This is a genomic window from Bradyrhizobium sp. USDA 3256, from assembly GCF_054058275.1.
The window spans coordinates 369,105-391,299 of sequence record NZ_JBSSAE010000002.1 but is presented as its reverse complement, the minus strand read 5'-3'; the positions used below and the strand labels follow the sequence as shown (position 1 = coordinate 391,299).

The following is a 22,195-nucleotide window of genomic DNA, read 5'->3' as shown; positions in this document are numbered from 1 at the left end:
CTTTGCATCCAGGCGGCGTTTCATCCTCATCAGCATGACGAGGAGATGACGCATGGCAAACGCTGCCGACATTCGGGAACATATGGATGTGATCTCGTCGGACAAGAAAACGGTCGGCAAGGTCGACCACATGGAAGGCACCGACAAGATCAAGCTGACCAAGCAAAGCTCGCCTGACGGTCAGCACCACCACTTCATTCCGCTGTCCTGGGTCGATCATGTCGACCAGCATGTCCACCTCAACAAATCGGGCTCCGATGTGACGGCGCATTGGCAGCACGGCCGCCAATAGCCGCGTTGCGCGAGGTGGGAGCGATGCTATCATCCCGGCCCAAGGAAGGGCCTTCGATGCATCCCGCCGCCAAGCTGCAATTTGCCCGCATCGTCGACGAGTTCGTGCGCTGGCGCGCCATTCCGGAACCGGAACGGCCGCCCGCGCCGGCCTGGTGGTGGGGGCCGGCATTCGAGATGCGCGATGCCGCCGAACCGCTGCCATCCGCCTGGAGCCGCCAGTTCCGCCTGCCTGACGGCGCGCGCTTTGCGGAAGCTGCCCTTGTGTTGCGCCAGAGCTTGGCCGGCCAGGACATCCTGCCGTGGCCCTATGATTTCTCGCGCAAGGTCGCATCCACAGATTCCGACGTTCGCGACCTGCCCGTACAGCCGTCAGACGACAGCGCGTTTCCGCCCTAGATCCGGCCCGGCCTCGCTGGTCGCCTCGCCATCCAGCGACGGCTGCAACGGCGATGACGCCTCTGCCTGCGACGGCTTCAACAATTCGGCGAGATCGCGCGGCGGCAGCGGGCGGCTGAACAGGAAACCCTGCATCTCGTCGCAGGCATGGGCGCGCAGGAATTCCTGCTGCTCGGAGGTCTCGACACCTTCGGCGACGATGGTCATGCCGAGCGCCTTGCCCATCGAGATAATTGCCTGCGCGATCGCGACGTCCTCGGAATCGTTGGGCAGGTCGCGCACGAAGGAGCGATCGATCTTGATGGTGTCGATCGGGAACTGCTTCATCAGCGACATCGACGAATAGCCGGTACCGAAATCGTCGATCGCCAGCCGAATGCCGCGATTCTGGATCGCGTCGAGCACGCGCACCGCGCGCGTCACGTTGCGCATCACCATGCTTTCGGTGACCTCGAGCTGGAGCAGCGCCGGCGACATGCCGCTCTCCTCCAGCGCCGCGTCGATGTCGTCGAGCAAATTCGGATCGCCGAACTGCCGCGGTGAAAGGTTGACCGCCATCGTCACGGCCCTGAGGCCGCGGCGCTGCCACGCCATGTTCTGCCCGCAGGCTTCCTTCAGCACCCAGCGGCCGATCGGCACGATCAGGCCGGTTTCCTCGGCAAGCGGAATGAACTGCCCCGGCGATACCTTGCCGAGCTCGGGATGGGTCCAGCGCAGCAGCGCCTCGACGCCGCTGATCTGCCCGCTCGCCATGTCCACCTTGGGCTGATAGTCGAGCGAGAATTGCTTGCGCTCGAGCGCGCGGCGCAATGCGCTCTCCATCGTCAGGCGCTCGATCGACTGCGCCCTGATCTCGTTGGAGAAGAAGCGGAAGCCGTTCTTGCCGTCTTCCTTGGCGAGATACATCGCCATGTCGGCATTCTTGGTCAGCGTCTGCACGTCCGAGCCATCGGTCGGATACATCGCGATGCCGATCGAGGCCGTGGTGTGGCACTCATGCCCGCTGAGCTGCAGCGGCTGGCTGAGCGAAACCAGAAGATCGCCGGCGATGCGCTCGACGTCGTCCCGCTCGGCGGTTTCCTCGAGGATGACCACGAACTCGTCGCCGCCGAGCCGCGCCACCACGTCGCTCGCGCGCAACGATCCACGCAGCCGCTCGGCGATCGCCACCAGCAGCATGTCGCCGGCGTCGTGGCCGAGCGAATCATTGATCACCTTGAAGCGGTCGAGATCGATGAACAGTACCGCGAGGTGCCGGCGATGGCGATCCGCCGCCGAGATCGCGTGATGCAGCATCTCGTTGAACGTCTCGCGGTTTGGCAGATTGGTCAGGCTGTCGTGCGAGGCAAGATATTCGATGCGCTCATCGGCCTTGTGTTTCTCATCGGCGCGATCGAAGCTCTCAAGCGCGAACGCCAGATTGTCGGCGAGGCGCTGCAGCAACTCGGCGAACTCCGGCGTGAAGGTGTCCTTGTCGATCGCGACGAAGATCATGACCCCGACCACCTGCCCGCTGACGATCAGCGGAAACGAGGCGCTGGACTGCGTTCCATCGAGCCGGGCGCGCTCATGGAAGGCGGCGGTCTCGGGATCGGCAAAATAGTCGTTGATGATGCACGCCTTGCCGGAGCGGAACGCCCGGCCGCAGGCGCCGCGCCCCTCGGGGTGCGCCTCGCTGGTCGAAAGCGTCACCTGGCGCGCGCCCTCCGCCGCCGGCCCCGCAATCGCGACGATCCGCAGATAGTCGCTTCCGGTCTGCGCCAGCGCGATCGTGGTCGAGGTGAACTTGCCGCCGGTCGCCGCCGCCGCGCAGACCAGTCGATACAATTCGGCGCGGGACTTCGCCCGCATGATCGCCTCATTGGTCGCGCTCAGCGCCGCGAACATCCGCGACAGCCGCTCCTTCTGCTCGTCGTCCCGCGCCTTCTCGTCGGCACGATCGAAATTGGCCAGCGCAAACGACACGTTCTCGGCAAGCCGCTGCAGCAGCGCCATCATCTCCGGGCTGAAGGTGCCGAACTCGCTGGAGAGAAACACCAGCGCGCCGATCGCCTCGCCGTTCTTGAGCAGCGGCAGGGCTGCGCCCGATTTGCTGCCGCTGTCGCGCACGGCCGGATAGACGTGCGATTCGGGGCCGAAATCGCCGAGATAGTCGTTGCTGATGCAGGGCCTGCGCGTGCGGATCGCAACGCCGGTCAGCGTCTGTCCCTCCGGACGCGTCGCGTCGGCCGACAGCTGAACCTCGCGGGCCCGCACCCGGTCGGGGCCCGAGGCGGCCACATTGTCCAGGAAGGCCTCGCCGGGGCGCACCAGCCTGATCGTTGCCGAGACGAACTGGCCGCCGACCGCCGCGGCATCGCAGACCAGATCGAACAGTTCGCTGCGGGATTTCGCCCGCATGATCGCCTCGTTGGTCGCGCTCAGCGCCGCGAACATCCGCCGCAGCCGCTCCTTCTGCTCCTCGGTCCGCGCCTTCTCGTCGGCACGCTCGAAGCTGCCCAGCGCATAGGAGACGTTGTCGGCGAGCCGCTGCAGCAGCTCGGCGAATTCGGCCGAAAAGGTGTTGCGCTTGGCGGAGATGAACAGCATCACGCCGACCGGCTCGTCGTCGACGATCAGCGGGAATGCCGCGCCCGATCGCGCGTCCTCGCGGTCGATGACGTCGCGGAAGGGGTTGCTGGCGACGTCGCCCAGAAAATCGTTGTTGATGCAGGCGCGCCGGGAGCGGAACGCCCGGCCGCAGACGCCGCGCCCTTCGGGGCGTGCCTCGCTGCGCGAGACGTTGAGGCGGCGCGCATTTGCCGCGGTCGGTCCCGCGACCGCCATCATCTCCAGGAAATCGTCGCCGGGCTTCGCGATCAGGATGCTGGTGGAGTTGAATCCGCCGCCATGCGCCGCCGCCGCGCAGACCAGCTCGAACATCTCGAGCCGTGATCTCGCGCGCATGATCGCCTCGTTGGTCGCGCTCAGCGCCGCGAACATCCGCGACAGCCGCTCGCGCTCGGCGTCGGTCCTGGCCTTTTCGGTGGCACGGCCGAAATTGTCGAGCGCGACCGAGACATTCTCGGCGATCCCCGCAAGCAGCGCGATGATCTCCTCGTCACGCGCCCAGGAATTGCCGGTGAAGAAGATCAGGACGCCGACGCTTTTGCCGAACCGGGTGAGCGGCAGCGCGACGCAGGCCATCAGGCCGCTGCCGCCGATCGGCATATGCGACGGGCTCATCGATATCGGGATATCGTGCTCAACGCAGGGCCGCTGGGTCCGGAACGCCTCGCCGCAAATCCCCTTGCCGTAGACGTTGTCCGGATCGGTCGAGAAGCGCGTCTGCGTGATCAGGTCGAGCGCCTCGCCGGTGCCGGCGACGGGCTCGAACCAGTGCGTGTCGGGTTCGGCCAGCAGCACCACCGTGGCGAAGGACTTTCCGCTGAAAACCGCGGCATCGCAGACCCGCTGATAGAGATCGTGCTCGGTCTTGGCGCGAAGGATCGCCTCGTTGGTTGCGCTGATGGCACCGAACATGCGGTTGAGCCGGCGCATCGCCCGCTCGCCGCTCTTGCGCGAGGCTTCGTGGTCGAAATTATCGAGCGCGAAGGACACGTTCGCGGCCATGCGCTCCAGCAGCGAAACGATCTCTTCGCCCAGCGACTGGGCCTCGCGCCGCGTCACCATGAAGACGCCGACGCTGCGCCGGTTGCAGACCAGCGGCAGGGCCGCCGCCGCGCCGACGCCGGCCGCCGCGGCACCGTTGCGCCAGGCGGCCGAACGGGCGTCGTTGACATAGTCGTTGGCGACGCAGGCGTTCTGATCGCGGAACGCCCGGCCGGCGACGCCTTCTCCCTCCGGGGTGTTGGCGATCGCGGAAATGGTGATACTGCGTAGTCGCGCGACATCGTCGCCGAAGCCGGCCGCGAACTTCAGGAGACCGGTATCCGGCTCCAGCAAAAACACGGTCGCGGCCAGGAAGCTCCCGCTCGAGAACGCGGCTTCGCAGACCTTGCCGTACAATTCTTCTGGTGATTTCGCGTACAGGATCGCTTCGTTGGTGGCACTCAACGCCGCGAATGTACGCCCGATGCTCGACTGCACGATTCCTGAAGGCCCCGGGGCCAACCCCTCCAATCTGGCGGGGAACATTGCCCGCGAGACGCCTAAGTGGTGGTTAGCGTATCCGGCAAGTTGCACGACAAAGTAAACGGCTGACGAACGCGGGCGGCGGTTTTCCGGGATATTACGGACACCGGTGTGCCAGCCTGAGGCGGAGGACGGCGAGGCGCGGATGGACGTCCCGCTCGCGCCGCCGGAGCAGCCAAATTCCGTAACGCGACCGCGCCCGTTCCACTCCGTGAAATCGCGGCGGCGAGCACCCTGCTGGCGGTATGGCCGACCGGATTTTCTGCCCTTGCTCGCCCCTCGGCGCTTTGAGAGCATGACGTCGACTACAGCAAGCACGACCCGCGCATCACGCGGGCAGACCGCGAGGAAAATCCCATGCCGATCGTCCAGGCCGACCGTCTCACGCGCATCGGCGCGGCGCTCCTGCGGGGCGCCGGCGCATCTGAGGAGGAGGCGAACGCAGTCGCCTCCGGCTGCGTCAACGCCAACCTCGCCGGCCACGACTCCCACGGCGTGATCGCAATCCCGACCTATATCGACCGCATCAAGGCCGGCCACATCGTGCCCGGCGCGCAATGGACCATCGTGCAGGAGACGCCGACCACGACCGTGATCGACGGTCATTGGGGCTTCGGCTTCCACGTCAACGCCAAGGCGATGGAGATGACCATCAACAAGGCGAAGACTGCCAATGTCGCGGCCTGCACCGTGTTCCGGCAAAGTCATGTCGGACGGCTCGCGCATTACCCGATGATGGCGATGCGCGAAGGCATGATCGGGATTGCGGCCGCCGATTCCGGCCGCTCGCCGAAACACGTGGCGCCGTTCGGCGGCCGCGAGGCCCGGCTCGGCACCAACCCACTTTCGATCGCGGTGCCCTCCGATCTCGAGGCGCCGTTCTACCTGGATATGGCGACCTCGGCGGTCGCCGCCGGCAAGATCCAGCTCGCGGTGGCGCGCGGCGAGAGCATCCCGAAGGGCTGGATCATCGATGCCGAGGGGCGCGACACCACGGACCCGAAGGACTACCGCAAGGGCGGCGCGCTGCTGCCGCTCGGCGGCAGCGAAGGCTACAAGGGCTCGGGCCTTGCCGCGATGGTCGAGGTGCTGTGCGGCCTCCTGACCGGGCTCGGCTTCGGCGTCGAGCCGACCGGCCGGCACAACGACGGCTGCTTCATGGCGGTGTTCAACGTCGCCGCATTCCGTCCGCTCAAGGACTTCAGGAAGGAAGTCGCCGACTTCGCCCGCTATTTGAAATCGACGCCGCCCTCGGAAGGGAGCCGCGGCGTGTTCTATCCCGGCGAGATCGAATATCTGCGCGAGCAGCAGCGGCGCAAGGACGGCATCGAGATCGAGGATGCGACCTGGGACAAGCTCAAGGCACTCGCCGCCGATTACAAGCTCACCGATGAGCTCGACCTTCGCTGATAGTTCCGGACACAGGAGAACGACATGACACGGCAAATGGCGCTGGTTGGCTTTTTGCAGGCGCAGAACTGCACCAACCTGCCGAGCTCCTGGCGCCACCCGGAATCGCGCGACGATTCGATGTCGGCGGACTACTATCAGGAGATCGCGCGCATCCTGGAGCGCGGCAAGTTCCACATGGCGTTCTTCGACGATCGCCTCGCAATGCCCGATCGCTACGGCAACGATCACGCCCACACCGTCGAATACGGCATCCGCTGCGTGAAGATGGACCCGATCGTGGTGCTGACCACGATGGGCATGGTCACCACCAAGCTCGGCCTCGCCTCGACCGCCTCCACCACCTATTTCGAGCCGTTCGACGTCGCCCGCCGTTTCGCCACGCTCGACCTGATGACCGGTGGCCGCGCCGCCTGGAACGTGGTGACGTCGGTCAATGACGGCGAAGCGCTCAACATGGGCCGCGAGCAGCACCTCGAGCACGATCATCGCTATGACCGCGCCGACGAGTTCATGGAGGTGGTGCTCGGCCACTGGGATGCCTGGGAAGACGGTTCGCTGGTGATCGACAAGAAGAGCGGTCGCTTCGCCGATCCGACCAAGGTGAAGCGGCTCGACCACAAGGGCGCGTTCTTCACCTCGCGCGGCCCGTTCACGGTGCCGCGCTCGCCGCAGGGCCATCCCGTCGTGATCCAGGCCGGTGCCTCCGGCCGCGGCCAGCGCTTTGCCGGGCGCTGGGGCGAGGTGATCTTCACCGCGGCACGCAACCTCGCCAATGCCAAGCAGGGCTATGATGCGATCCGGGGCGAAGCCGCCAAGGCGGGACGCGATCCCGACCAGATGTTCCTCTGCAATCTGATCACCCCGGTCACCGGCGCGACCAAGGCCGAGGCCGAGGACCGGATGGCGGTGATCCAGAAGCTGCCGCTCGAGATCGATGCGCTGTCGCTGCTCGCCGAAGGCCTCAACTTCGATTTCGGCGCCAAACCGATCGACGAGCCGCTGACCACCGAGGAGCTGCAGGGCATGCAAGGCATGCTCGGCATCCGCGACGGCGTGCTGCGCACCTCCGGCAAGAGCAATCCCTCGACCCGCGACTTCATCACCTTCTCCGGCCGCGGCCAGGTACAGGACGCGATGGTCGGCGGCCCGAAGGAGATCGCCGACCGGCTGGAGGAGATGTTTGTCAATCGCGGCTGCGACGGCTTCGTCGTCGCGGCGAGCTACGTGCCGGGCTCCTATGCCGATTTCGTCAATCACGTGGTGCCCGAGCTGCAGAAGCGCGGGCTGTTCCACACGGATTACGCCGGCACGACGCTGCGCGAGAATCTTGGGCTCAAGCGCCCGGCCGCGGGCGCCTGGAAGACCCGCGCGCAGGCCGCGGAATAGAGGGACATCATCATGCGCTGGCTGAAATTCACCGCCGCAGGCACTACTTCCTGGGGCCTCGTCGAGGGCGACACCGTCACCACCGTCAACGGCGATCCGTTCGGTGAATGGAGCAAGACGTCGAAGACGCATGCGTTGAAGGACGTCAAGATCGAGCTGCCGCTGATCCCGCGAACCTTCTACTGCGTCGGGCTGAATTATTTGAAACACCTCAAGGAAGCCGCCGACAAGGCCGGCACCGTGCCGAACGTTCCCGATCGTCCCGAGATCGGCTACCGCGCGCAGAACGCGCTGATCGCCCATGACGAGAACGTCGTGATCCCCGCGAGCGCGACCGAGAAGATCCATTACGAGGGCGAGCTCGTCGTCGTGATCGGCAAGACCGCCAAGCACCTGACCGAGGCCAACGCGATGGACTGCGTGTTCGGCTACACCATCGGCAACGACGTCTCCGAACGCAGCTGGCAGAAGGCCGATCGCGGACTGTGGCGCGCCAAGAATGCCGACACCTTCAAGCCGATGGGCCCGTGGATCGAGACCGATGTCGACCTCGACCGCATGGAGACCGCGATCCGCGTCAACGGCAAGGAGACCGGCCGCTTCCACACCAACGAGATGATCTTCGGCATCGTGCCGTTCCTCGTCGAGCTGACCAAATACTTCACGCTGTCGCCCGGCGACGTGATCTGGATGGGCACCGACGGCGCCTCGCCGGACCTGAAGGACGGCGACGTGGTCGAGATCGACATCACCGGCATCGGGACATTGCGGAACAGGTTCGTGAGGGAGAAGGTGTGAGGCCGAGTGGCTCGACCTCCCCGCTGTTGTCGGCGCGCGCGCCTCGTCCTCGGTGTCGTCCCGGCGAAGGCCGGGACCCATAACCACAGCGTTGTGTTGTTGAAGCGCGCTGTGGCCATGGCGCCGCGCAATAATTCACATTCGTGGTAATGGGTCCCGGCCTTCGCCGGGACGACAATGGGGATGGTTCTCGATTCAAGATTTCAAACAGCGCGGTGTCGTCACGCTTCGTTCCACCCATCCTACATTTGGCTCATCGCGCGGCTCCCGGCCGGCGCTTCACATGATCGATGAAGGCGCGCAGCTTCGGCATGATCTGGCGGTGACCGGGATAGTAGAGAAACACGCCCGGCGTGGTCGGCGCGAATGGCTCCAGCACGCGGACGAGCTTCTTCTCCTTCACGGCGCCTGATATCAGCGGTGCGGGGACTTGCGCGAGGCCCACGCCTTCGATGGCAGCGCCGACCAGCGTCGGGAAATCATGGCCGATGAAGGATCCCGACACGGCAAGCTCGATCGAACGGCCGTTGTCGTTCAGCGACCATGGCGCGAGCCCGCCGTTCGATCGCCGGAGCCGCAGGCACGCGTGCGCGCGCAGATCGTCCGGGCGTTTCGGCCGGCCGCGGCGCGCGAGATAGTCCGGGCTGCCGACGATGGCGAACGGGAACGGCTTGGTCAGTCGCACCGCGACCATGTCCGGGTTGATGAACTGGCCCATCCGGATGCCGGCATCGAAGCCGCCGGCGGCGAGGTCGACCAATTCCTCGCTGGCGGCGAGCTCGACCTCGATCTCGGGATAGGCCTTGCAGAACGAGGCGATCAGCGGCTCCAGCAGGATCGGCACCACCGAGCGCGGCACCGTGAGGCGCAACAGCCCGGCGGGCTTCTGCCCGAGTTCGCGCGCCGCCCCACTCGCCGCGACCAGTTCCTCGAATGCCGGTCTTGCGCGCGCCAGAAACCGTTCGCCGGCGTCGGTCAGCCCGACGCTGCGGGTGGTGCGGATGAACAACACGGCGCCGAGGCGCGCCTCGAGGGCGCGCACCGCCTGGCTGATCGCCGACGGCGTGACGCTGAGCTCGGCCGCCGCGCGGCGAAAACTGCGGTGCTGCGCGACGGCCAGGAATGCCTCGACGCCGTCGAGCGCGCCTTGCCGGACTGTGAAGTTCTGCTTCATGGCCTGTGAACATTATCGCGAATAGTCGCTCGCGGAAAGCCACCCTACATCGGAGCCACAAGCAGCGGCAACGCGACGCGCGCTGCTCCACGCAACATCACGACACCCGTCGCGAGCGAAGACCTGCGACCGATGCGAACAATCCGTCACACAATCCTGGCTCTCACCCTCACTTTGACAGGCACCACTTCCATGACTGCACCATCCCCTGCGCAAGCACAAGCCACCTCCACCGTCACCACCGGCGTGATGGTCATCCTCACCGCGAAAGCTGGCGTCACCCGCGATCAGGTGATGGCCGTGATGCCGGACGAAATCCGGCAGACCGTGCAGCTCTATCTCAACGGCAAGATTCGCGAATGGTATTCGCGCTCCGACGGGCGCGGCGTGGTCTTCCTGTTCGATGCCAAGGATCCATCCGAGGCGCACGCGATCATGGAAGGCCTGCCATTGTCCAAGCTCGATCTGATGGATCACGAGTACATCGGGGTCGGCCCGCTGCTGCCGCTCCGCCTGCTCGTCGCCAAGCCCTGAGCGTCAAGGTCCTGAACGCAAGCCAACCGAACCGATCGACAACAAGGAAATCCGCCGATGCCCCCGGGCTTCAATCTTCCATTCGTCCTCAGCGTCGCCGGCGCGTTTCTGACAAGTGCTGTCGTGGCCGTCACCTATGTCTGGCCGGCGGTCCGCGCGATGCCACGTGACAGCGCGCTCCGACTACTCGCAGCGTTCCATGCGTTCCGGTTCCTGGGCATGAACTTCATGGTGGCCGGGTTCGTGTCGCCGCACTTGAGCGCGGATTTCGCAAGCGAGGTCGGATGGGGCGATCTCGTCGCCGCCGTTCTCGCTCTGCTCGCGATGGCGGCGCTGTCCTGGCGGTGGGCGATCGCGATTCCGATCGTCTGGCTGTTCAACATCTGGGGCACGCTGGATCTGCTCAACGCCTATTACATGGGCGTGAAGATCGGCGATCCCGGCCTGTTCGGCGCGGGCATCTACATTCCGGCGCTCTACGTGCCGCTGCTGCTGGTCAGCCATGTCATGGTGTTCATGCTGCTGACGCGCACCAAATCGGCGGAGGCGTAGATGCCGCATCAAACATCGTCGTCCCGGCGAAGGCCGGGACCCACACTCCGCAGCCGATGTGGTGGACGGGACCCGTCGTTCCAGTCCCGCGCAACAATGCGTATTCGTGGTTATGGGTCCCGGCCTACCCCGGGACGACAGCGCATGTATGGCGCGGCCGTCGCGGCACACTTCAAAACGGCAACGCCACGCCGGTCTTGATCTCCTTCAGGATCACGTTGGTGCGGACGTGGCGGATGCCGGGAATACGGAACATGAACTCGTCGAGAAATTTGTTGTAGGCGTCCATGTCGCGCACCACGACGCGCAGATGATAATCGGCGTCGCCGGTGGTTGCGAAGCATTCCAGCACCTCGCGGCGCTTCATCACCCGGGCAACGAACTCGTCGACGAACTTCACGTCGTGGCGCTCCAGCGAAACGTGCAGGATCGCCGACGTCGCAAAGCCGGCGCGCTCGCGCGCGACCAGCGCCGAATAGCCCGAGATGACGCCGGACTCTTCCAGCGCACGGACCCGGCGCCAGCACGCCGAGGTCGACATCCCGACGGTTTCCGCAAGCTGCTGGTTGGTGGCGCGGCCGTCCTTCTGCAGCTCGGCGAGGATTTTCTCGTCCTGCCCTTCGACCATTGCGAGCCTCTCCGACTTGGTAAACTCTACCATACTATCCCACTTTTCGCAACATCTTGCCGATTTCCCCTCGACGAATGAATGGATAGGTAAGACCTACCAAGCCCACAGGCATAGCCTAGTCGGATCAAACATCGCGAATCCCGGAGGGGTCAGTCATGGGCCAGATGCCGCTGCTCGACGCCTATCAGCTGTCCGAGCGCTACAGCCGCGAACATGGCCGCGTCTTCCTCACCGGCACGCAGGCCATCGTTCGCATCGTGCTCGACCAGGCGCGGCGCGACCGCGCCGCCGGCCTCAACACCGCGGGCTTCATCTCCGGCTATCGCGGTTCGCCGCTCGGCGGCGTCGATCTCGAATTGTGGAAGATCGGCGAGCAGCTCAAGGACAGCCGCATCGAATTCCTGCCCGCGGTGAATGAGGACCTCGCGGCGACCGCGGTGCTCGGCTCGCAGCAGGTCGAGACGCAAAGGGGTCGCGAGGTCGATGGCGTGTTCGCCCTGTGGTACGGCAAGGGCCCCGGCGTCGACCGTTCCGGCGATGCGCTGAAGCACGGCAATGCCTATGGCTCCTCGCCGCATGGCGGCGTGCTCGTCGTCGCCGGCGACGACCATGGCTGCGTATCGTCCTCGATGCCGCACCAGTCAGACGTCGCCTTCATGAGCTGGTTCATGCCGACGCTGCATCCGGCCGATGTCGGCGAATATCACGCATTCGGCGAATATGGCTACGCGCTGAGCCGGTTCTCCGGCATGTGGGTCGGGTTCAAGGCGATCTCGGAGATCGTGGAATCCGGCGCCTCGGTCGAACTGCGGCCGCCACGCCGTTTCGTGCAGCCGGATTTCGTGCCGCCGCCCGGCGGCCTGCATTATCGCTGGCCGGATCTGCCGGGCCCGCAGATCGAGGAACGGCTGGAGGCGAAGAAGCACGCGGTCTACGCCTTCGCGAAAGCCAATCCGATCGACCGCCACATCTACGACATCAAGGATGCGAGCTACGGCATCGTCACCACGGGCAAGGCGCATCTCGATCTGATGGAGGCGCTGCGGCTGGTCGGGCTGGATGAAGCCGCCTGCCGCCGCTTCGGCATCGACATCTACAAGGTCGGCATGGTGTGGCCGCTGGCGCTGCATGATGCGATGGAGTTCGTGAAGGGCAAGCGTGAGATCCTCGTGGTCGAAGAGAAGCGCGGCATCATCGAGAGCCAGTTCAAGGAATATTTCTACGACTATCCCGGCTCCAAGCCGGAGCGAATGGTCGGCAAGCATGACGAGAGCGGCGCGCGGCTGATCTCCTGGACCGGTGAATTGTCGCCGCGCATGCTGGCCGACGTGCTGGCGCGCCGGCTCGACCCGATGTTTCCGGAGCTGCAGCTCGCCCGCCGCGTCGCCGCACTGGTGCCCGAGAGCGACCGCATGATCGCGGTGCCGGGCGCGACGCGCACGCCGTATTTCTGCTCGGGCTGCCCGCATAACACCTCGACGAAAGTGCCCGAGGGCTCCAAGGCACTGGCCGGCATCGGCTGCCACTTCATGGCAAGCTGGATGGACCGCGAGACCTCGTCGCTGATCCAGATGGGCGGCGAAGGCGTCAACTGGGCGGCATCATCGAAATTCACCGGCAACAGCCACGTGTTCCAGAATCTCGGCGAAGGCACTTACTATCACTCCGGCTCGATGGCGATCCGGCAGGCGATCGCCGCGAAAGCCAACATCACCTACAAGATCCTGTTCAATGACGCGGTGGCGATGACCGGCGGCCAGCCGGTCGACGGCCCGGTCAGCGTGCAGGCGATCGCGCACTCTGTCCGCGCCGAGGGCGTCGCGCGGATCGCGCTGGTCTCCGACGACCCCGCGCATTTCTCGCCGGCCGACCTGCCCGCGGGCGTCACCATCCATCCGCGCGAGGCGATGGACGCCGTGCAGCGCGAGCTGCGCGCAATTCCCGGCGTCACCGTGCTGATCTATCAGCAGACCTGCGCCACCGAGAAGCGGCGGCGGCGCAAGCGCGGCACGATCGAGGATCCCGCGCGCTTTGCCTTCATCAACGACCTCGTCTGCGAAGGCTGCGGCGACTGCTCGGTGGAATCCAACTGCCTCAGTGTCGAACCCAAGGAGACGCCGTTCGGCCGCAAGCGCAGGATCAACCTCTCGACCTGCAACAAGGACTTTTCCTGTCTCAACGGCTTCTGCCCGAGCTTCGTCACCATCGAGGGCGGCAAGCGGCGGGCGAAGAGCGCGAGCGCGATCGATCCGCTGACACGCGCAGCTGCGCTGCCGGTGCCGGAGCTCGCGGGACTGGAGCGGCCCTACGATCTCCTCGTCACCGGCGTCGGCGGCACCGGCGTCATCACCGTCGGCGCGCTGATCGCGATGGCCGCGCATCTCGAGGGTCGCGGCGTCTCGGTGCTCGACTTCACGGGTTTTGCGCAGAAGTTCGGCCCCGTGCTGAGCTATCTGCGGCTGGCGGCTACGCCCGACGCGCTGCATCAGGTGCGGATCGACCAGGGCGCGGCCGACGCGCTGATCGGTTGCGACCTCGTGGTGAGCTCGTCGGCAAAAGCGTCCGGCACCTATCGCAAGGGAATGCGCGCTGCGGTCAATACCGCCGAGATGCCGACCGGCGATGTGGTGCGCTTCCGCGATGCCGACCTCGCCTCGCCGGTTCGCTTGCGCGCGATCGAGCGGGTGATCGGGTCGGGCAACCTCACCATGATCGACGCCAACGCGCTGGCCGAGCGGCTACTCGGCGACAGCGTGTTTGCCAACATCATGATGCTCGGCTTTGCCTGGCAGCAGGGCCTGGTGCCGGTCTCGCTGGAGGCGCTGACCCGCGCGATCGAACTCAACGGCGTCGCCGTCGAGCGCAACAGGCAGGCGCTGGGCTGGGGCCGGATCGCCTTCGCCGATCCGGAGTTCTTGCCGAAGACCGACGGTGCTGCGGCCAACATACTGGAAACGCTGGAGCAGGTGATCGCGCGGCGCGTGGATTTCCTCAGGTCGTATCAGGACGCGGCCTATGCCGCGCGCTATCGGGCGACAATCGACCGCGTACGGCGCGCCGAAGTGGCGCTCGGCAGCGAGACCTTGACCGAAGCCGTGGCCCGGTCGCTGTTCAAGCTGATGGCGTATAAGGACGAATACGAAGTGGCGCGGCTGCATATGCAGTCGGGCTTTCTCGACGAGCTCAGCCAAGAATTCGACGGCGACTTCACGGTGCAATATCACCTTGCACCGCCGTTCCTTCCGGCACGGCGCGATGCACGGGGACGGCCGAGGAAGCGCGCATTCGGGCAGTGGATCCAGACGCCGCTGCGGCTGCTGGCAAACCTGAAGGCACTGCGCGGCACGGCGTTCGACGTGTTCGCTTACACCGCGGAGCGCCGCACCGAGCGCGAGTTGATCACCTGGTATGAGGCGTTGATCGAGACCATGCTCGGCAAGCTCGACAAGGCACGGCTGCCCGATCTCGTCGCGCTGGCAAAGGCGCCGATGGAGATCCGCGGTTATGGGCCGATAAAGGATGCCGCGACCGAAAAGACCAGGGCGGAAGTCGCGCGGCTCACCGCGCGACTTATCTCCGCCCCGTCAGACCAAGGCGACGGCTCAGGCCGCCGCGCGGCGCTTGGCGGGTGATATCAAGCCGACCACGACGGTCGCGAGCACCGCCACGACGATGTTGAGCAGCAACGCGCCGAGGCCGACATAGAAGCTGTAGCTGGCATCGCCGAGCGTGATGCTGGCGAGCGGCTTCAGCCCGTTGCTCCACGCGGTGTACGTGCCCCAGCCGATGCCGACCGCCCAGCCGAGCAGCAGCCCTTCGGCGCGGAACCAGACGGTGAACAGCCCGAACACCAGCGCCGGCAGGGTCTGTACGATCCAGAGGCCGCCGAGCAATTGCAGGTCGAGCGCATATTGCGTCGGCAGGAACAGGATGAAGGCGAGCGCACCGACCTTGACCACCAGCGATGTGATCTTCGCCACCGACGCCTCACCCGCATGCGAGATGTCCGGGTTGACGTAGGACTTCCAGACATTGCGCGTGAACAGATTGGCGGCACCGATGCTCATCACCGCCGCCGGCACCAGCGCGCCGATCGCGATCGCCGAGAACGCAAAGCCCGCAAACCATTCCGGGAACAGCGTCTTGAACAGCATCGGCACCACGTCGTTCGGCGAGGTCACCTTGATGTTGGCGGCATAGGCCATGTAACCGAGCAGCGCGATCAGGCCGAGCAGCAGCGTATAGGCCGGCAGCAGGATCGCATTCTTGCGGATGGTATCCGCCGACTTCGAGGCGAAGATGCCGGTCAGCGTGTGCGGATACATGAAGGCGGCGAGCGCCGAGCCCAGCGCCAGCGTCGCATAGGGTAGATACTGCGAAGGCTTCAGCGTCAGCCCAGTGGCGCCGCCCTTGGCCGTGAAGGCGTCGTTGGCAGCCGAGAACACCGCGCCATAGCCGCCGAGCTTCGCCGGCACCACGACCACGGCGGCCAGCACCACGATGTAGATCATGATGTCCTTGACGAAGGCGATCAGCGCCGGCGCCCGCAGGCCGGAGCTATAGGTATAAAGTGCGAGGATGACGAAGGCGGCGATGATCGGCAGTTCGCCTGATAGCCCCATCGCCTTGATCACGACCTCCATGCCGATCAGCTGCAGCGCGATGTAGGGCATGGTCGCGACCAGGCCGGTCAACGCCACCGCGAGCTCGAGCGCACGCGAGCCATAGGCGCCGTGGACGACGTCCGCGGCGGTGACGTAGCCGCTGGCATGCGCCTTCTTCCACAGCACCGGCATGACGGCGAACACGAAGGGATAGACGATGATGGTGTAGGGCAGCGCGAAGAAGCCATAGGCGCCGACTGCATAGACCAGCGCCGGCACCGCGATCACGGTGTAGGCGGTGTAGAAATCGCCTCCGACCAGGAACCAGGTGATCCAGGTGCCGAACTGGCGGCCACCGAGGCCCCATTCGTCGAGATGCTCGCTGACCGGGCCGGATTTCCAGCGCGCCGCGAAGAAACCCATCACGGTGACGAGCGCGAAGAAGAAGATGAAGACGCAGAGCGCCACCCAGGCGATGTGATCGGTCATGGTGTCTCCCCTCATCGCTGCTCGTCGGCATCGGGCCGGCGGCTGCGATAGACCAGCCAGATCAAGAGCGAGGAGATCGGCACCCAGGCGAGCTGGTACCAGTAGAAGAAGGGAAAGCCGAACAGGGAGGGCTCGACGAAATTATAGAACGGCACCCACAGCAAGCCGATGAACGGCAGCAGCAACAATATCCACATGGCCTACTCGTTAACGCAAGACATAGCTCGAGGCGGGAGGTTCCGCTCATCATGGCAACGATCCAGGAACCGGTTCGTTGCGTCTAGAATCACGGTTACGGCAATGCGACGCAAAAAGATGTGATCGTCACCTGGTGCATGGCGCCTATTCGGCCTTGATGCCGGCGTCCTTTATCACCTTGCGCCAGCGCGCCTCCTCGCCGGCAAAGTAGCGGTCGAGCTCGGCCGGCCGTGAGGCCACCATCACGAGGCCCTCATTGACGCTGAGCTTCTTGAAGGCCTCCGCCTGCACGGCCTTGGCCGCCGACTTGTTGAGGCGACCGATGATGTCCGGCGGCGTGTTGGCCGGCGCGTAGAGGCCGTACCAGGATTCGGCGACATAGCCGGATGCGCCGGCTTCCGAGACCGTCGGCAATTGCGGGAACGCGGGCGAGCGTTCGGCCGACGTCACTCCGATCGCGCGCAGCTGCCCGGCCTCGACCAGCGAGGCGCAGCTTGCCACCGTGGTGAACATCACCTGGATCTGGCCGCCCAAGAGGTCGGTGATGGCGGGCGCCGCGCCCTTGTAGGGAACGGTGGTGAGATTGACCCCGGCCATGTGCTTGAACAGTTCGCCGGCGAGATGCGCCGAGGTGCCGGTGCCATAGGTGCCGTAGGACAGCTTTTCCGGATCGGCCTTCGCGGCCGCGATCAGATCGGCAATCGACTTGATCGGCGAAGCGGGATTGACCACGACGACGTTGAACGAGCGCGCCACCAGCGCCACGGGTGCAAAATCCTTGTGCGCGTCATAGGGCAGCTTGCTGTAAAGGCTCGGATTGACCGCATTGGCGAAGGTCGCCATCAGCAGCGTGTAGCCGTCGGGTGGACTCGTCGCGACGCTCTGCGTGCCGATGATGGTGCCGGCGCCCGGCTTGTTCTCGATGATGACGGTGACCCCGAGATCCTTCTGCATCTCCTGCGCCAGCGTCCGCGCGACGACATCGGTGCCGCCGCCCGGCGCGAACGGCACCACGATCTTGACGATGTGGTCCGGATAGGCGGCGCGCGCCGGCAGTTGCAGCAGCAGGTTTGCTGCGAGCGCGAACAGCAGTGATGCGAGAAGACGAAGCGGCATGGCAGGCCCCGGCGGCAGACGCTGCCGTCTTCATACACGCGAACGCCATGCAAGGGATGCCGGGCCGTCATGACGCGGCAGGAAAGCGCTCTGCTGCTGGTTCCGTCATCTGGGGTGGCGCGGCGAGGCTGCGAGCTTGCGGATGTCTGACTCGCCGGCCGTGCAACACACACACTGTCGTCCCGGCCTAGTGCGCAATTGCGCACGGGGGGCCGGGACGACGAACAGAGAGAAATGCGACCAGCTCCATCACCGGAGCGCGGAGGCCGCTCAGTGCAAGCGTGCCCACCCTGCACACCTCCCATCACGAGTACGGATTGATCAGCTTCTGCTGCTCGGTGGCGTGACGGACCAGGAGGTCGATGAAGGTGCGGACCTTCGCCGAGAGATGATGGCGGTGCGGATAGACCGCGTTCATCGTGAGCTCGACCGGCCGGTATTCGGGCAGCAGGCGGACCAGTTGTCCCGACTCCAGCTCGTCGCGGACCAGGAAGCCGGCCGCGAGGAAGACGCCGACGCCGGCCAGCGCCGCGAGCTTCAGGGTTTCGCCGCTGTTGGAAATCAGATTTCCGGAGACGCGCACCGCAGCCGGCGTGCCCTTGCGGTCGGCGAAGCGCCACTCGTCGCCATAGGGATAGTTGGCGTGGCGCATGCAGTTGCGCGCAGAGAGGTCGGCCAGCAGCGTTGGCTTGCCGTGCTGTTCGATATAGCCGTGCGAGCAGCACAGCACGTGGCGCCAGGTCGCGATGGTGCGCACGATCAGGCTGGAGTCCGGCGGCGGCACCATGCGCACCGCGAGATCGTAGTTCTCGTCGATTAGATCTGCATTGCGCTCGCCGATCGTGAGATCGACCTTGACCTCGGGATAGGTGGCGAGGAACTCGGCCACCGCGGGCGACAGGAACTGGACGAGATGGGTGTTGGTGAAGATGCGCAGCGTGCCGCGCGGCACCGATTGCTGCGCGCCCGCGATGTCGTCGGCCTGCTCGATGTCGGCGAGGATCTGGACGCAGCGGTCGTAATAGGCCTGGCCGACCTCGGTGAGGCTGACCTTGCGCGTGGTGCGGTTGAGCAGCCGGGCGCCGAGGCGGTCCTCCAGCGACTGCACGTGATTGCTCACCATGGTGGTGGACATGTTGAGCTTGCGGCCAGCGGCGGAGAAACCGCCGGAATCCACGACCCGGACGAAGGCGGTCAGGCTGGTCAGGCGATCCATGCGGCAGGGTCCGGATTATCAGCGCTGGCTTGATAATGCTTCCAGTTTTATCGGGATTATCACAGCAGGGAGGACATTGCATCTAAGGGCCGTACTGGGCGCCCTTTCTGGAAGGACGCGAATGTTCGACCCGGAGGCTGTCATGTCGACCACCACTTATGTCCCTGAAGATTCGGCCAAAATCGGCCTCCGCCCGTCGCGGAAAGCGATCAAGCGGGCAGCGCTCGGGCTCGTCGCCGTCATCGGCGTCGCCGTGGCAGCCGACTTTGGCTACGACTACGTCACCACCGGCCGCTACCTCGAAGCCACCGACGACGCCTATGTGAAGGCGGACTCCACGATCATCGCCCCGAAGGTGTCGGGCTACATCGCCCGTGTGCTGGTCACCGACAACCAGCCGGTGAAGGCCGGCCAGTTGCTGGCTGAGATCGACGACCGCGATTACCGCACCGCGCTCGGCCAGGCCAAGGCCGATGTCGACGCCGCCAGCGCCTCGGTGCGCAACCTCGATGCCCAGCTCGAGCTGCAGCAGCCGATCATCGACCAGAGCACGGCCGACGTCACCGCCGCCGAGGCCAACCTGAAATTCGCGCAGGAAGAGCAGACCCGCTACGACGGGCTGATGAAATCCGGCTCCGGCACCATTCAACGCGCGCAACAGACCGACGCGGCGCTGCGTGCCAACACCGCGCAATTGCAGCACGCGAAGTCGGCGCTGTCGGCGGCGCAGCGCAAGGTCGACGTTCTGACCACGCAGCGCGCCCAGGCCGCGGCGCAGGTGGACCGCGCTCGCGCGGTCGAGCAGCAGGCCGAGCTCAACCTGTCCTACGCCCGGATCACCGCGCCGGTCGACGGTACGGTCGGCGCCCGCTCGCTGCGCGTCGGGCAATATGTGCAGGCCGGCACCCAGCTGATGGCGGTGGTGCCGCTGGACGCGGTCTATGTGGTCGCCAATTTCAAGGAGACGCAGCTGACCCATGTACGCAACGGCCAGCCGGTCGAGCTCACGGTCGACAGTTTTCGCGGCACCACGCTGAAGGGCCATGTCGACAGCCTGTCGCCGGCCAGCGGCCTCGAATTCGCGCTGCTGCCGCCCGACAACGCCACCGGCAATTTCACCAAGATCGTGCAGCGCGTGCCGGTGAAGATCGTGCTCGACGATCACAGCCTCACCGGCCTCCTGCGCCCGGGCATGTCGGCGATCCCGACCGTCAACACCAAGGCAACCGTGCTGGCCGAGCGCGAAGAGAAGCGGCGGCTGGCATCGGCGACGCGGGCGAACGGCGGATAGAGACTACGGTCAACGATAAGAGTGCGAACTTTCTTCGCTTCTCCCGCCTGCGGGGGAGGCCGACGTGCGCGTAGCGCGCGGCGGGTGGGGGCTCTCCCACGACACGACTCGCGGAGAGAGCCCCCACCCCACCCTTCGCGCTAGCGGGAGAGGGAGCCTGACAGGCGTGCCCATCTCACGAACTGACGGCTGGCAGACGAAGGATCTGCGTCGCGTGCCGTAACAGCGCCCGATTATCAACCGCGACAGAACAATCCTTCCAGTCTTTCCCGGATTATCGAAAGTGGCCGCCTAATACATCTTGCGTGTGCAAGCCAGAGAACACGCCGATGACCGCACTTCAGCCCACAGCCGACGCTGCGAACGCAGCCGCTCTCCCCGCTCCCGCCACGCCGTCGACACCAGCGATCCCGACAAAGACCTGGATCGCGGTGATCGGGGCGACGCTCGGCGCGTTCATGGCGGTGCTCAACATCCAGATCGTCAATGCCTCGCTCGCCGATGTGCAGGGCGCGATCGGCGCCGGGATCGACGACGGCGGCTGGATCTCGACCTCCTATCTGATCGCCGAGATCGTGGTGATCCCGCTCTCCGGCTGGCTCGCGCAGGTGTTCTCGGTGCGCATCTATCTGCTCACCAACGCGTTCCTGTTCCTGGTGTTCTCGGCGGCGTGCGCGCTGGCGCAGGACCTGCCCCAGATGATCGCACTGCGCGCCGTGCAAGGCTTCACCGGCGGCGTGCTGATCCCGATGGCATTCACGCTGATCATCACGCTGCTGCCGAAGGCCAAGCAGCCGATCGGGCTCGCGCTGTTCGCGCTGTCGGCGACGTTCGCGCCGGCGATCGGCCCGACCATTGGCGGCTATCTCACCGAGAACTGGGGCTGGCAGTACATCTTCTATGTCAATCTGGTGCCCGGCGCGGTGATGATCGCGATGCTGTACGTCTCGCTCGATCCGAGCCCGATGAAGCTATCGCTGATCCGCCAGGGCGACTGGCTCGGCATCATCACCATGGCGATCGGCCTCGCCGCGCTGCAGACGGTGCTGGAGGAAGGCAACAAGGACGACTGGTTCGGCTCGCCCTTCATCGTCCGCCTGTCGGTGATCGCGGCGGTCGCGCTGGTCGCCTTCCTGATCGTCGAATTCACTGTGGAGAAGCCGCTGCTCAATCTGCGCCTGCTCGCGCGCCGGAATTTCGGCTTCGGCATGCTGGCCAACTTCCTGCTCGGCATCGCGCTGTACGGCTCGGTGTTCATCCTGCCGCAGTACCTGTCGCGCATCCAGGGCTACAACGCCGAGCAGATCGGCATGGTGCTGGCCTGGACCGGGCTGCCGCAGCTCGTGCTGATCCCGCTGGTGCCGCGGCTGATGCAGCGCTTCGACCCGCGCATCATCATCGGCGTCGGCTTCGCGCTGTTCGCCGGCTCCAACTTCATGAACATCTTCATGACCAACGACTATGCCACCGACCAGCTGTTCTGGCCCAACATCGTCCGCGCGATCGGTCAGGCCCTAGTGATGGCGCCGCTGTCGGCGGTTGCGACCGCGGGCATCGAGCTGGAGAACGCGGGCTCGGCCTCCGCGCTGTTCAACATGATGCGCAACCTCGGCGGCGCCGTCGGCATCGCCGTGCTGCAGACGCTGCTGACCAAGCGCGAGCAATATCACTCCAACGTCCTGATGCAGTCGGTCTCGCTGCTGGAACAGGCCACGCGGAACCGGATTGAGCAGCTGACGCAGTATTTCATGAACCACGGCGTCGCCGATCAGGCCGCGGCCGCCCACCGCGCAATCGCGGCGATCGGCAAGGTCGTGCAGAAGCAGGCCTACATCCTCGCCTTCAGTGATACCTTCTATCTGCTCGGCATCGCGCTGATCATCGCACTCGCGGCGACACTCTTCCTGAAGAAGCCGGGCCAGCTCGCTGGCGGCGGTGCGCACTAACCCAAACCACAACCACGGAGAAC

At 65.6% G+C, this 22,195-nt stretch carries 17 protein-coding genes; 10 read left to right on the top strand and 7 right to left on the bottom strand.

The features are described 5' to 3' along the window. Positions 1-52: 52 nt before the first annotated feature. Positions 53-292, top strand: coding sequence for a DUF2171 domain-containing protein (locus ACVWY5_RS03505; protein WP_016846164.1), 240 nt, complete (start codon positions 53-55; stop codon positions 290-292). Positions 293-348: 56 nt separating this feature from the next. Then, positions 349-690 carry a hypothetical protein gene (locus ACVWY5_RS03500; protein WP_028332988.1) on the top strand — a complete coding sequence of 114 codons (342 nt, stop codon included), beginning with the start codon at positions 349-351 and terminating at the stop codon, positions 688-690. Here the strand turns inward: ACVWY5_RS03500 and ACVWY5_RS03495 are convergent. Next, complete coding sequence (locus ACVWY5_RS03495; protein ID WP_028332987.1) at positions 664-4,779, bottom strand: GAF domain-containing protein; 4,116 nt, start codon at positions 4,777-4,779, stop codon at positions 664-666. The genes ACVWY5_RS03500 and ACVWY5_RS03495 overlap by 27 nt on opposite strands. Positions 4,780-5,181: 402 nt before the next feature. Between ACVWY5_RS03495 and ACVWY5_RS03490 the strand changes: the two genes are divergently transcribed. From ACVWY5_RS03490 to ACVWY5_RS03480, 3 genes are read left to right on the top strand one after another with little or no spacing between them, the layout of a single operon-like run. After that, complete coding sequence (locus ACVWY5_RS03490) at positions 5,182-6,234, top strand: Ldh family oxidoreductase (protein WP_028332986.1); 1,053 nt, start codon at positions 5,182-5,184, stop codon at positions 6,232-6,234. Positions 6,235-6,258: 24 nt separating this feature from the next. Continuing rightward, a complete protein-coding gene (locus tag ACVWY5_RS03485) occupies positions 6,259-7,623 on the top strand; it encodes an LLM class flavin-dependent oxidoreductase (RefSeq protein ID WP_028332985.1) in 1,365 nt (454 codons plus the stop codon). Between the two features lie 12 nt (positions 7,624-7,635). After that, positions 7,636-8,421: a fumarylacetoacetate hydrolase family protein gene (locus ACVWY5_RS03480; protein WP_028332984.1), complete on the top strand. Its 786-nt coding sequence runs from the start codon at positions 7,636-7,638 to the stop codon at positions 8,419-8,421. A 253-nt stretch (positions 8,422-8,674) separates the two neighbouring features. Here the strand turns inward: ACVWY5_RS03480 and ACVWY5_RS03475 are convergent, their stop codons facing one another. Next, positions 8,675-9,595, bottom strand: coding sequence for a LysR family transcriptional regulator (locus ACVWY5_RS03475; protein ID WP_028332983.1), 921 nt, complete (start codon positions 9,593-9,595; stop codon positions 8,675-8,677). Positions 9,596-9,787: 192 nt separating this feature from the next. Here ACVWY5_RS03475 and ACVWY5_RS03470 point away from each other — a divergent pair, with 192 nt between their 5' ends. Together ACVWY5_RS03470 and ACVWY5_RS03465 are read left to right on the top strand one after the other, a co-directional pair. After that, positions 9,788-10,129, top strand: a complete 342-nt coding sequence (locus ACVWY5_RS03470) for a muconolactone Delta-isomerase family protein (protein ID WP_244482161.1) — start codon at positions 9,788-9,790, stop codon at positions 10,127-10,129. Positions 10,130-10,186: 57 nt separating this feature from the next. Continuing rightward, on the top strand, positions 10,187-10,681 hold the full coding sequence (locus tag ACVWY5_RS03465) for a hypothetical protein (RefSeq protein ID WP_028332981.1): 495 nt from the start codon (positions 10,187-10,189) through the stop codon (positions 10,679-10,681). A 172-nt stretch (positions 10,682-10,853) separates the two neighbouring features. Here the strand turns inward: ACVWY5_RS03465 and ACVWY5_RS03460 are convergent, their stop codons facing one another. Continuing rightward, on the bottom strand, positions 10,854-11,309 hold the full coding sequence (locus tag ACVWY5_RS03460; RefSeq protein ID WP_028332980.1) for an Lrp/AsnC family transcriptional regulator: 456 nt from the start codon (positions 11,307-11,309) through the stop codon (positions 10,854-10,856). A gap of 158 nt (positions 11,310-11,467) precedes the next feature. Between ACVWY5_RS03460 and ACVWY5_RS03455 the strand changes: the two genes are divergently transcribed. Next, positions 11,468-14,944, top strand: coding sequence for an indolepyruvate ferredoxin oxidoreductase family protein (locus ACVWY5_RS03455; protein ID WP_028332979.1), 3,477 nt, complete (start codon positions 11,468-11,470; stop codon positions 14,942-14,944). Here ACVWY5_RS03455 and mctP read toward each other — a convergent pair. The 4 genes from mctP to ACVWY5_RS03435 all read right to left on the bottom strand — a co-directional run bounded on the left by mctP (position 14,915) and on the right by ACVWY5_RS03435 (position 18,935). Next, positions 14,915-16,405 (bottom strand): monocarboxylate uptake permease MctP, encoded by a 1,491-nt coding sequence (gene mctP, locus ACVWY5_RS03450; protein WP_028332978.1) that lies wholly within the window; start codon positions 16,403-16,405, stop codon positions 14,915-14,917. The genes ACVWY5_RS03455 and mctP overlap by 30 nt on opposite strands. An 11-nt stretch (positions 16,406-16,416) precedes the next feature. Then, positions 16,417-16,602, bottom strand: a complete 186-nt coding sequence (locus tag ACVWY5_RS03445) for a DUF3311 domain-containing protein (RefSeq protein WP_028332977.1) — start codon at positions 16,600-16,602, stop codon at positions 16,417-16,419. Between the two features lie 145 nt (positions 16,603-16,747). After that, positions 16,748-17,719, bottom strand: a complete 972-nt coding sequence (locus tag ACVWY5_RS03440) for a tripartite tricarboxylate transporter substrate binding protein (RefSeq protein WP_028332976.1) — start codon at positions 17,717-17,719, stop codon at positions 16,748-16,750. Between the two features lie 304 nt (positions 17,720-18,023). Continuing rightward, positions 18,024-18,935, bottom strand: coding sequence for a LysR family transcriptional regulator (locus tag ACVWY5_RS03435; RefSeq protein ID WP_028332975.1), 912 nt, complete (start codon positions 18,933-18,935; stop codon positions 18,024-18,026). A gap of 142 nt (positions 18,936-19,077) precedes the next feature. Between ACVWY5_RS03435 and ACVWY5_RS03430 the strand changes: the two genes are divergently transcribed. Together ACVWY5_RS03430 and ACVWY5_RS03425 are read left to right on the top strand one after the other, a co-directional pair. Then, positions 19,078-20,226, top strand: coding sequence for an HlyD family secretion protein (locus tag ACVWY5_RS03430; protein ID WP_038377315.1), 1,149 nt, complete (start codon positions 19,078-19,080; stop codon positions 20,224-20,226). 329 nt (positions 20,227-20,555) lie between these two features. Beyond that, the gene (locus ACVWY5_RS03425; protein WP_028332973.1) at positions 20,556-22,172 is read left to right on the top strand and encodes an MDR family MFS transporter; all 1,617 of its coding nucleotides are present in this window, start codon (positions 20,556-20,558) and stop codon (positions 22,170-22,172) included. The last annotated feature ends 23 nt before the right edge of the window (positions 22,173-22,195 follow it).

What these genes read in the sequence shown, in the direction of transcription:
- ACVWY5_RS03490 (WP_028332986.1), top strand. Translation starts at nt 5,182, where the DNA reads ATGCCGATCGTCCAGGCCGACCGTCTCACGCGCATCGGCGCGGCGCTC.
- ACVWY5_RS03460 (WP_028332980.1), bottom strand. Translation starts at nt 11,309, where the DNA reads ATGGTCGAAGGGCAGGACGAGAAAATCCTCGCCGAGCTGCAGAAGGAC.
- ACVWY5_RS03485 (WP_028332985.1), top strand. Translation starts at nt 6,259, where the DNA reads ATGACACGGCAAATGGCGCTGGTTGGCTTTTTGCAGGCGCAGAACTGC.
- ACVWY5_RS03470 (WP_244482161.1), top strand. Translation starts at nt 9,788, where the DNA reads ATGACTGCACCATCCCCTGCGCAAGCACAAGCCACCTCCACCGTCACC.
- ACVWY5_RS03505 (WP_016846164.1), top strand. Translation starts at nt 53, where the DNA reads ATGGCAAACGCTGCCGACATTCGGGAACATATGGATGTGATCTCGTCG.
- mctP (WP_028332978.1), bottom strand. Translation starts at nt 16,405, where the DNA reads ATGACCGATCACATCGCCTGGGTGGCGCTCTGCGTCTTCATCTTCTTC.
- ACVWY5_RS03480 (WP_028332984.1), top strand. Translation starts at nt 7,636, where the DNA reads ATGCGCTGGCTGAAATTCACCGCCGCAGGCACTACTTCCTGGGGCCTC.
- ACVWY5_RS03465 (WP_028332981.1), top strand. Translation starts at nt 10,187, where the DNA reads ATGCCCCCGGGCTTCAATCTTCCATTCGTCCTCAGCGTCGCCGGCGCG.
- ACVWY5_RS03475 (WP_028332983.1), bottom strand. Translation starts at nt 9,595, where the DNA reads ATGAAGCAGAACTTCACAGTCCGGCAAGGCGCGCTCGACGGCGTCGAG.
- ACVWY5_RS03435 (WP_028332975.1), bottom strand. Translation starts at nt 18,935, where the DNA reads ATGGATCGCCTGACCAGCCTGACCGCCTTCGTCCGGGTCGTGGATTCC.
- ACVWY5_RS03445 (WP_028332977.1), bottom strand. Translation starts at nt 16,602, where the DNA reads ATGTGGATATTGTTGCTGCTGCCGTTCATCGGCTTGCTGTGGGTGCCG.
- ACVWY5_RS03440 (WP_028332976.1), bottom strand. Translation starts at nt 17,719, where the DNA reads ATGCCGCTTCGTCTTCTCGCATCACTGCTGTTCGCGCTCGCAGCAAAC.
- ACVWY5_RS03425 (WP_028332973.1), top strand. Translation starts at nt 20,556, where the DNA reads ATGACCGCACTTCAGCCCACAGCCGACGCTGCGAACGCAGCCGCTCTC.
- ACVWY5_RS03500 (WP_028332988.1), top strand. Translation starts at nt 349, where the DNA reads ATGCATCCCGCCGCCAAGCTGCAATTTGCCCGCATCGTCGACGAGTTC.
- ACVWY5_RS03455 (WP_028332979.1), top strand. Translation starts at nt 11,468, where the DNA reads ATGGGCCAGATGCCGCTGCTCGACGCCTATCAGCTGTCCGAGCGCTAC.
- ACVWY5_RS03430 (WP_038377315.1), top strand. Translation starts at nt 19,078, where the DNA reads ATGTCGACCACCACTTATGTCCCTGAAGATTCGGCCAAAATCGGCCTC.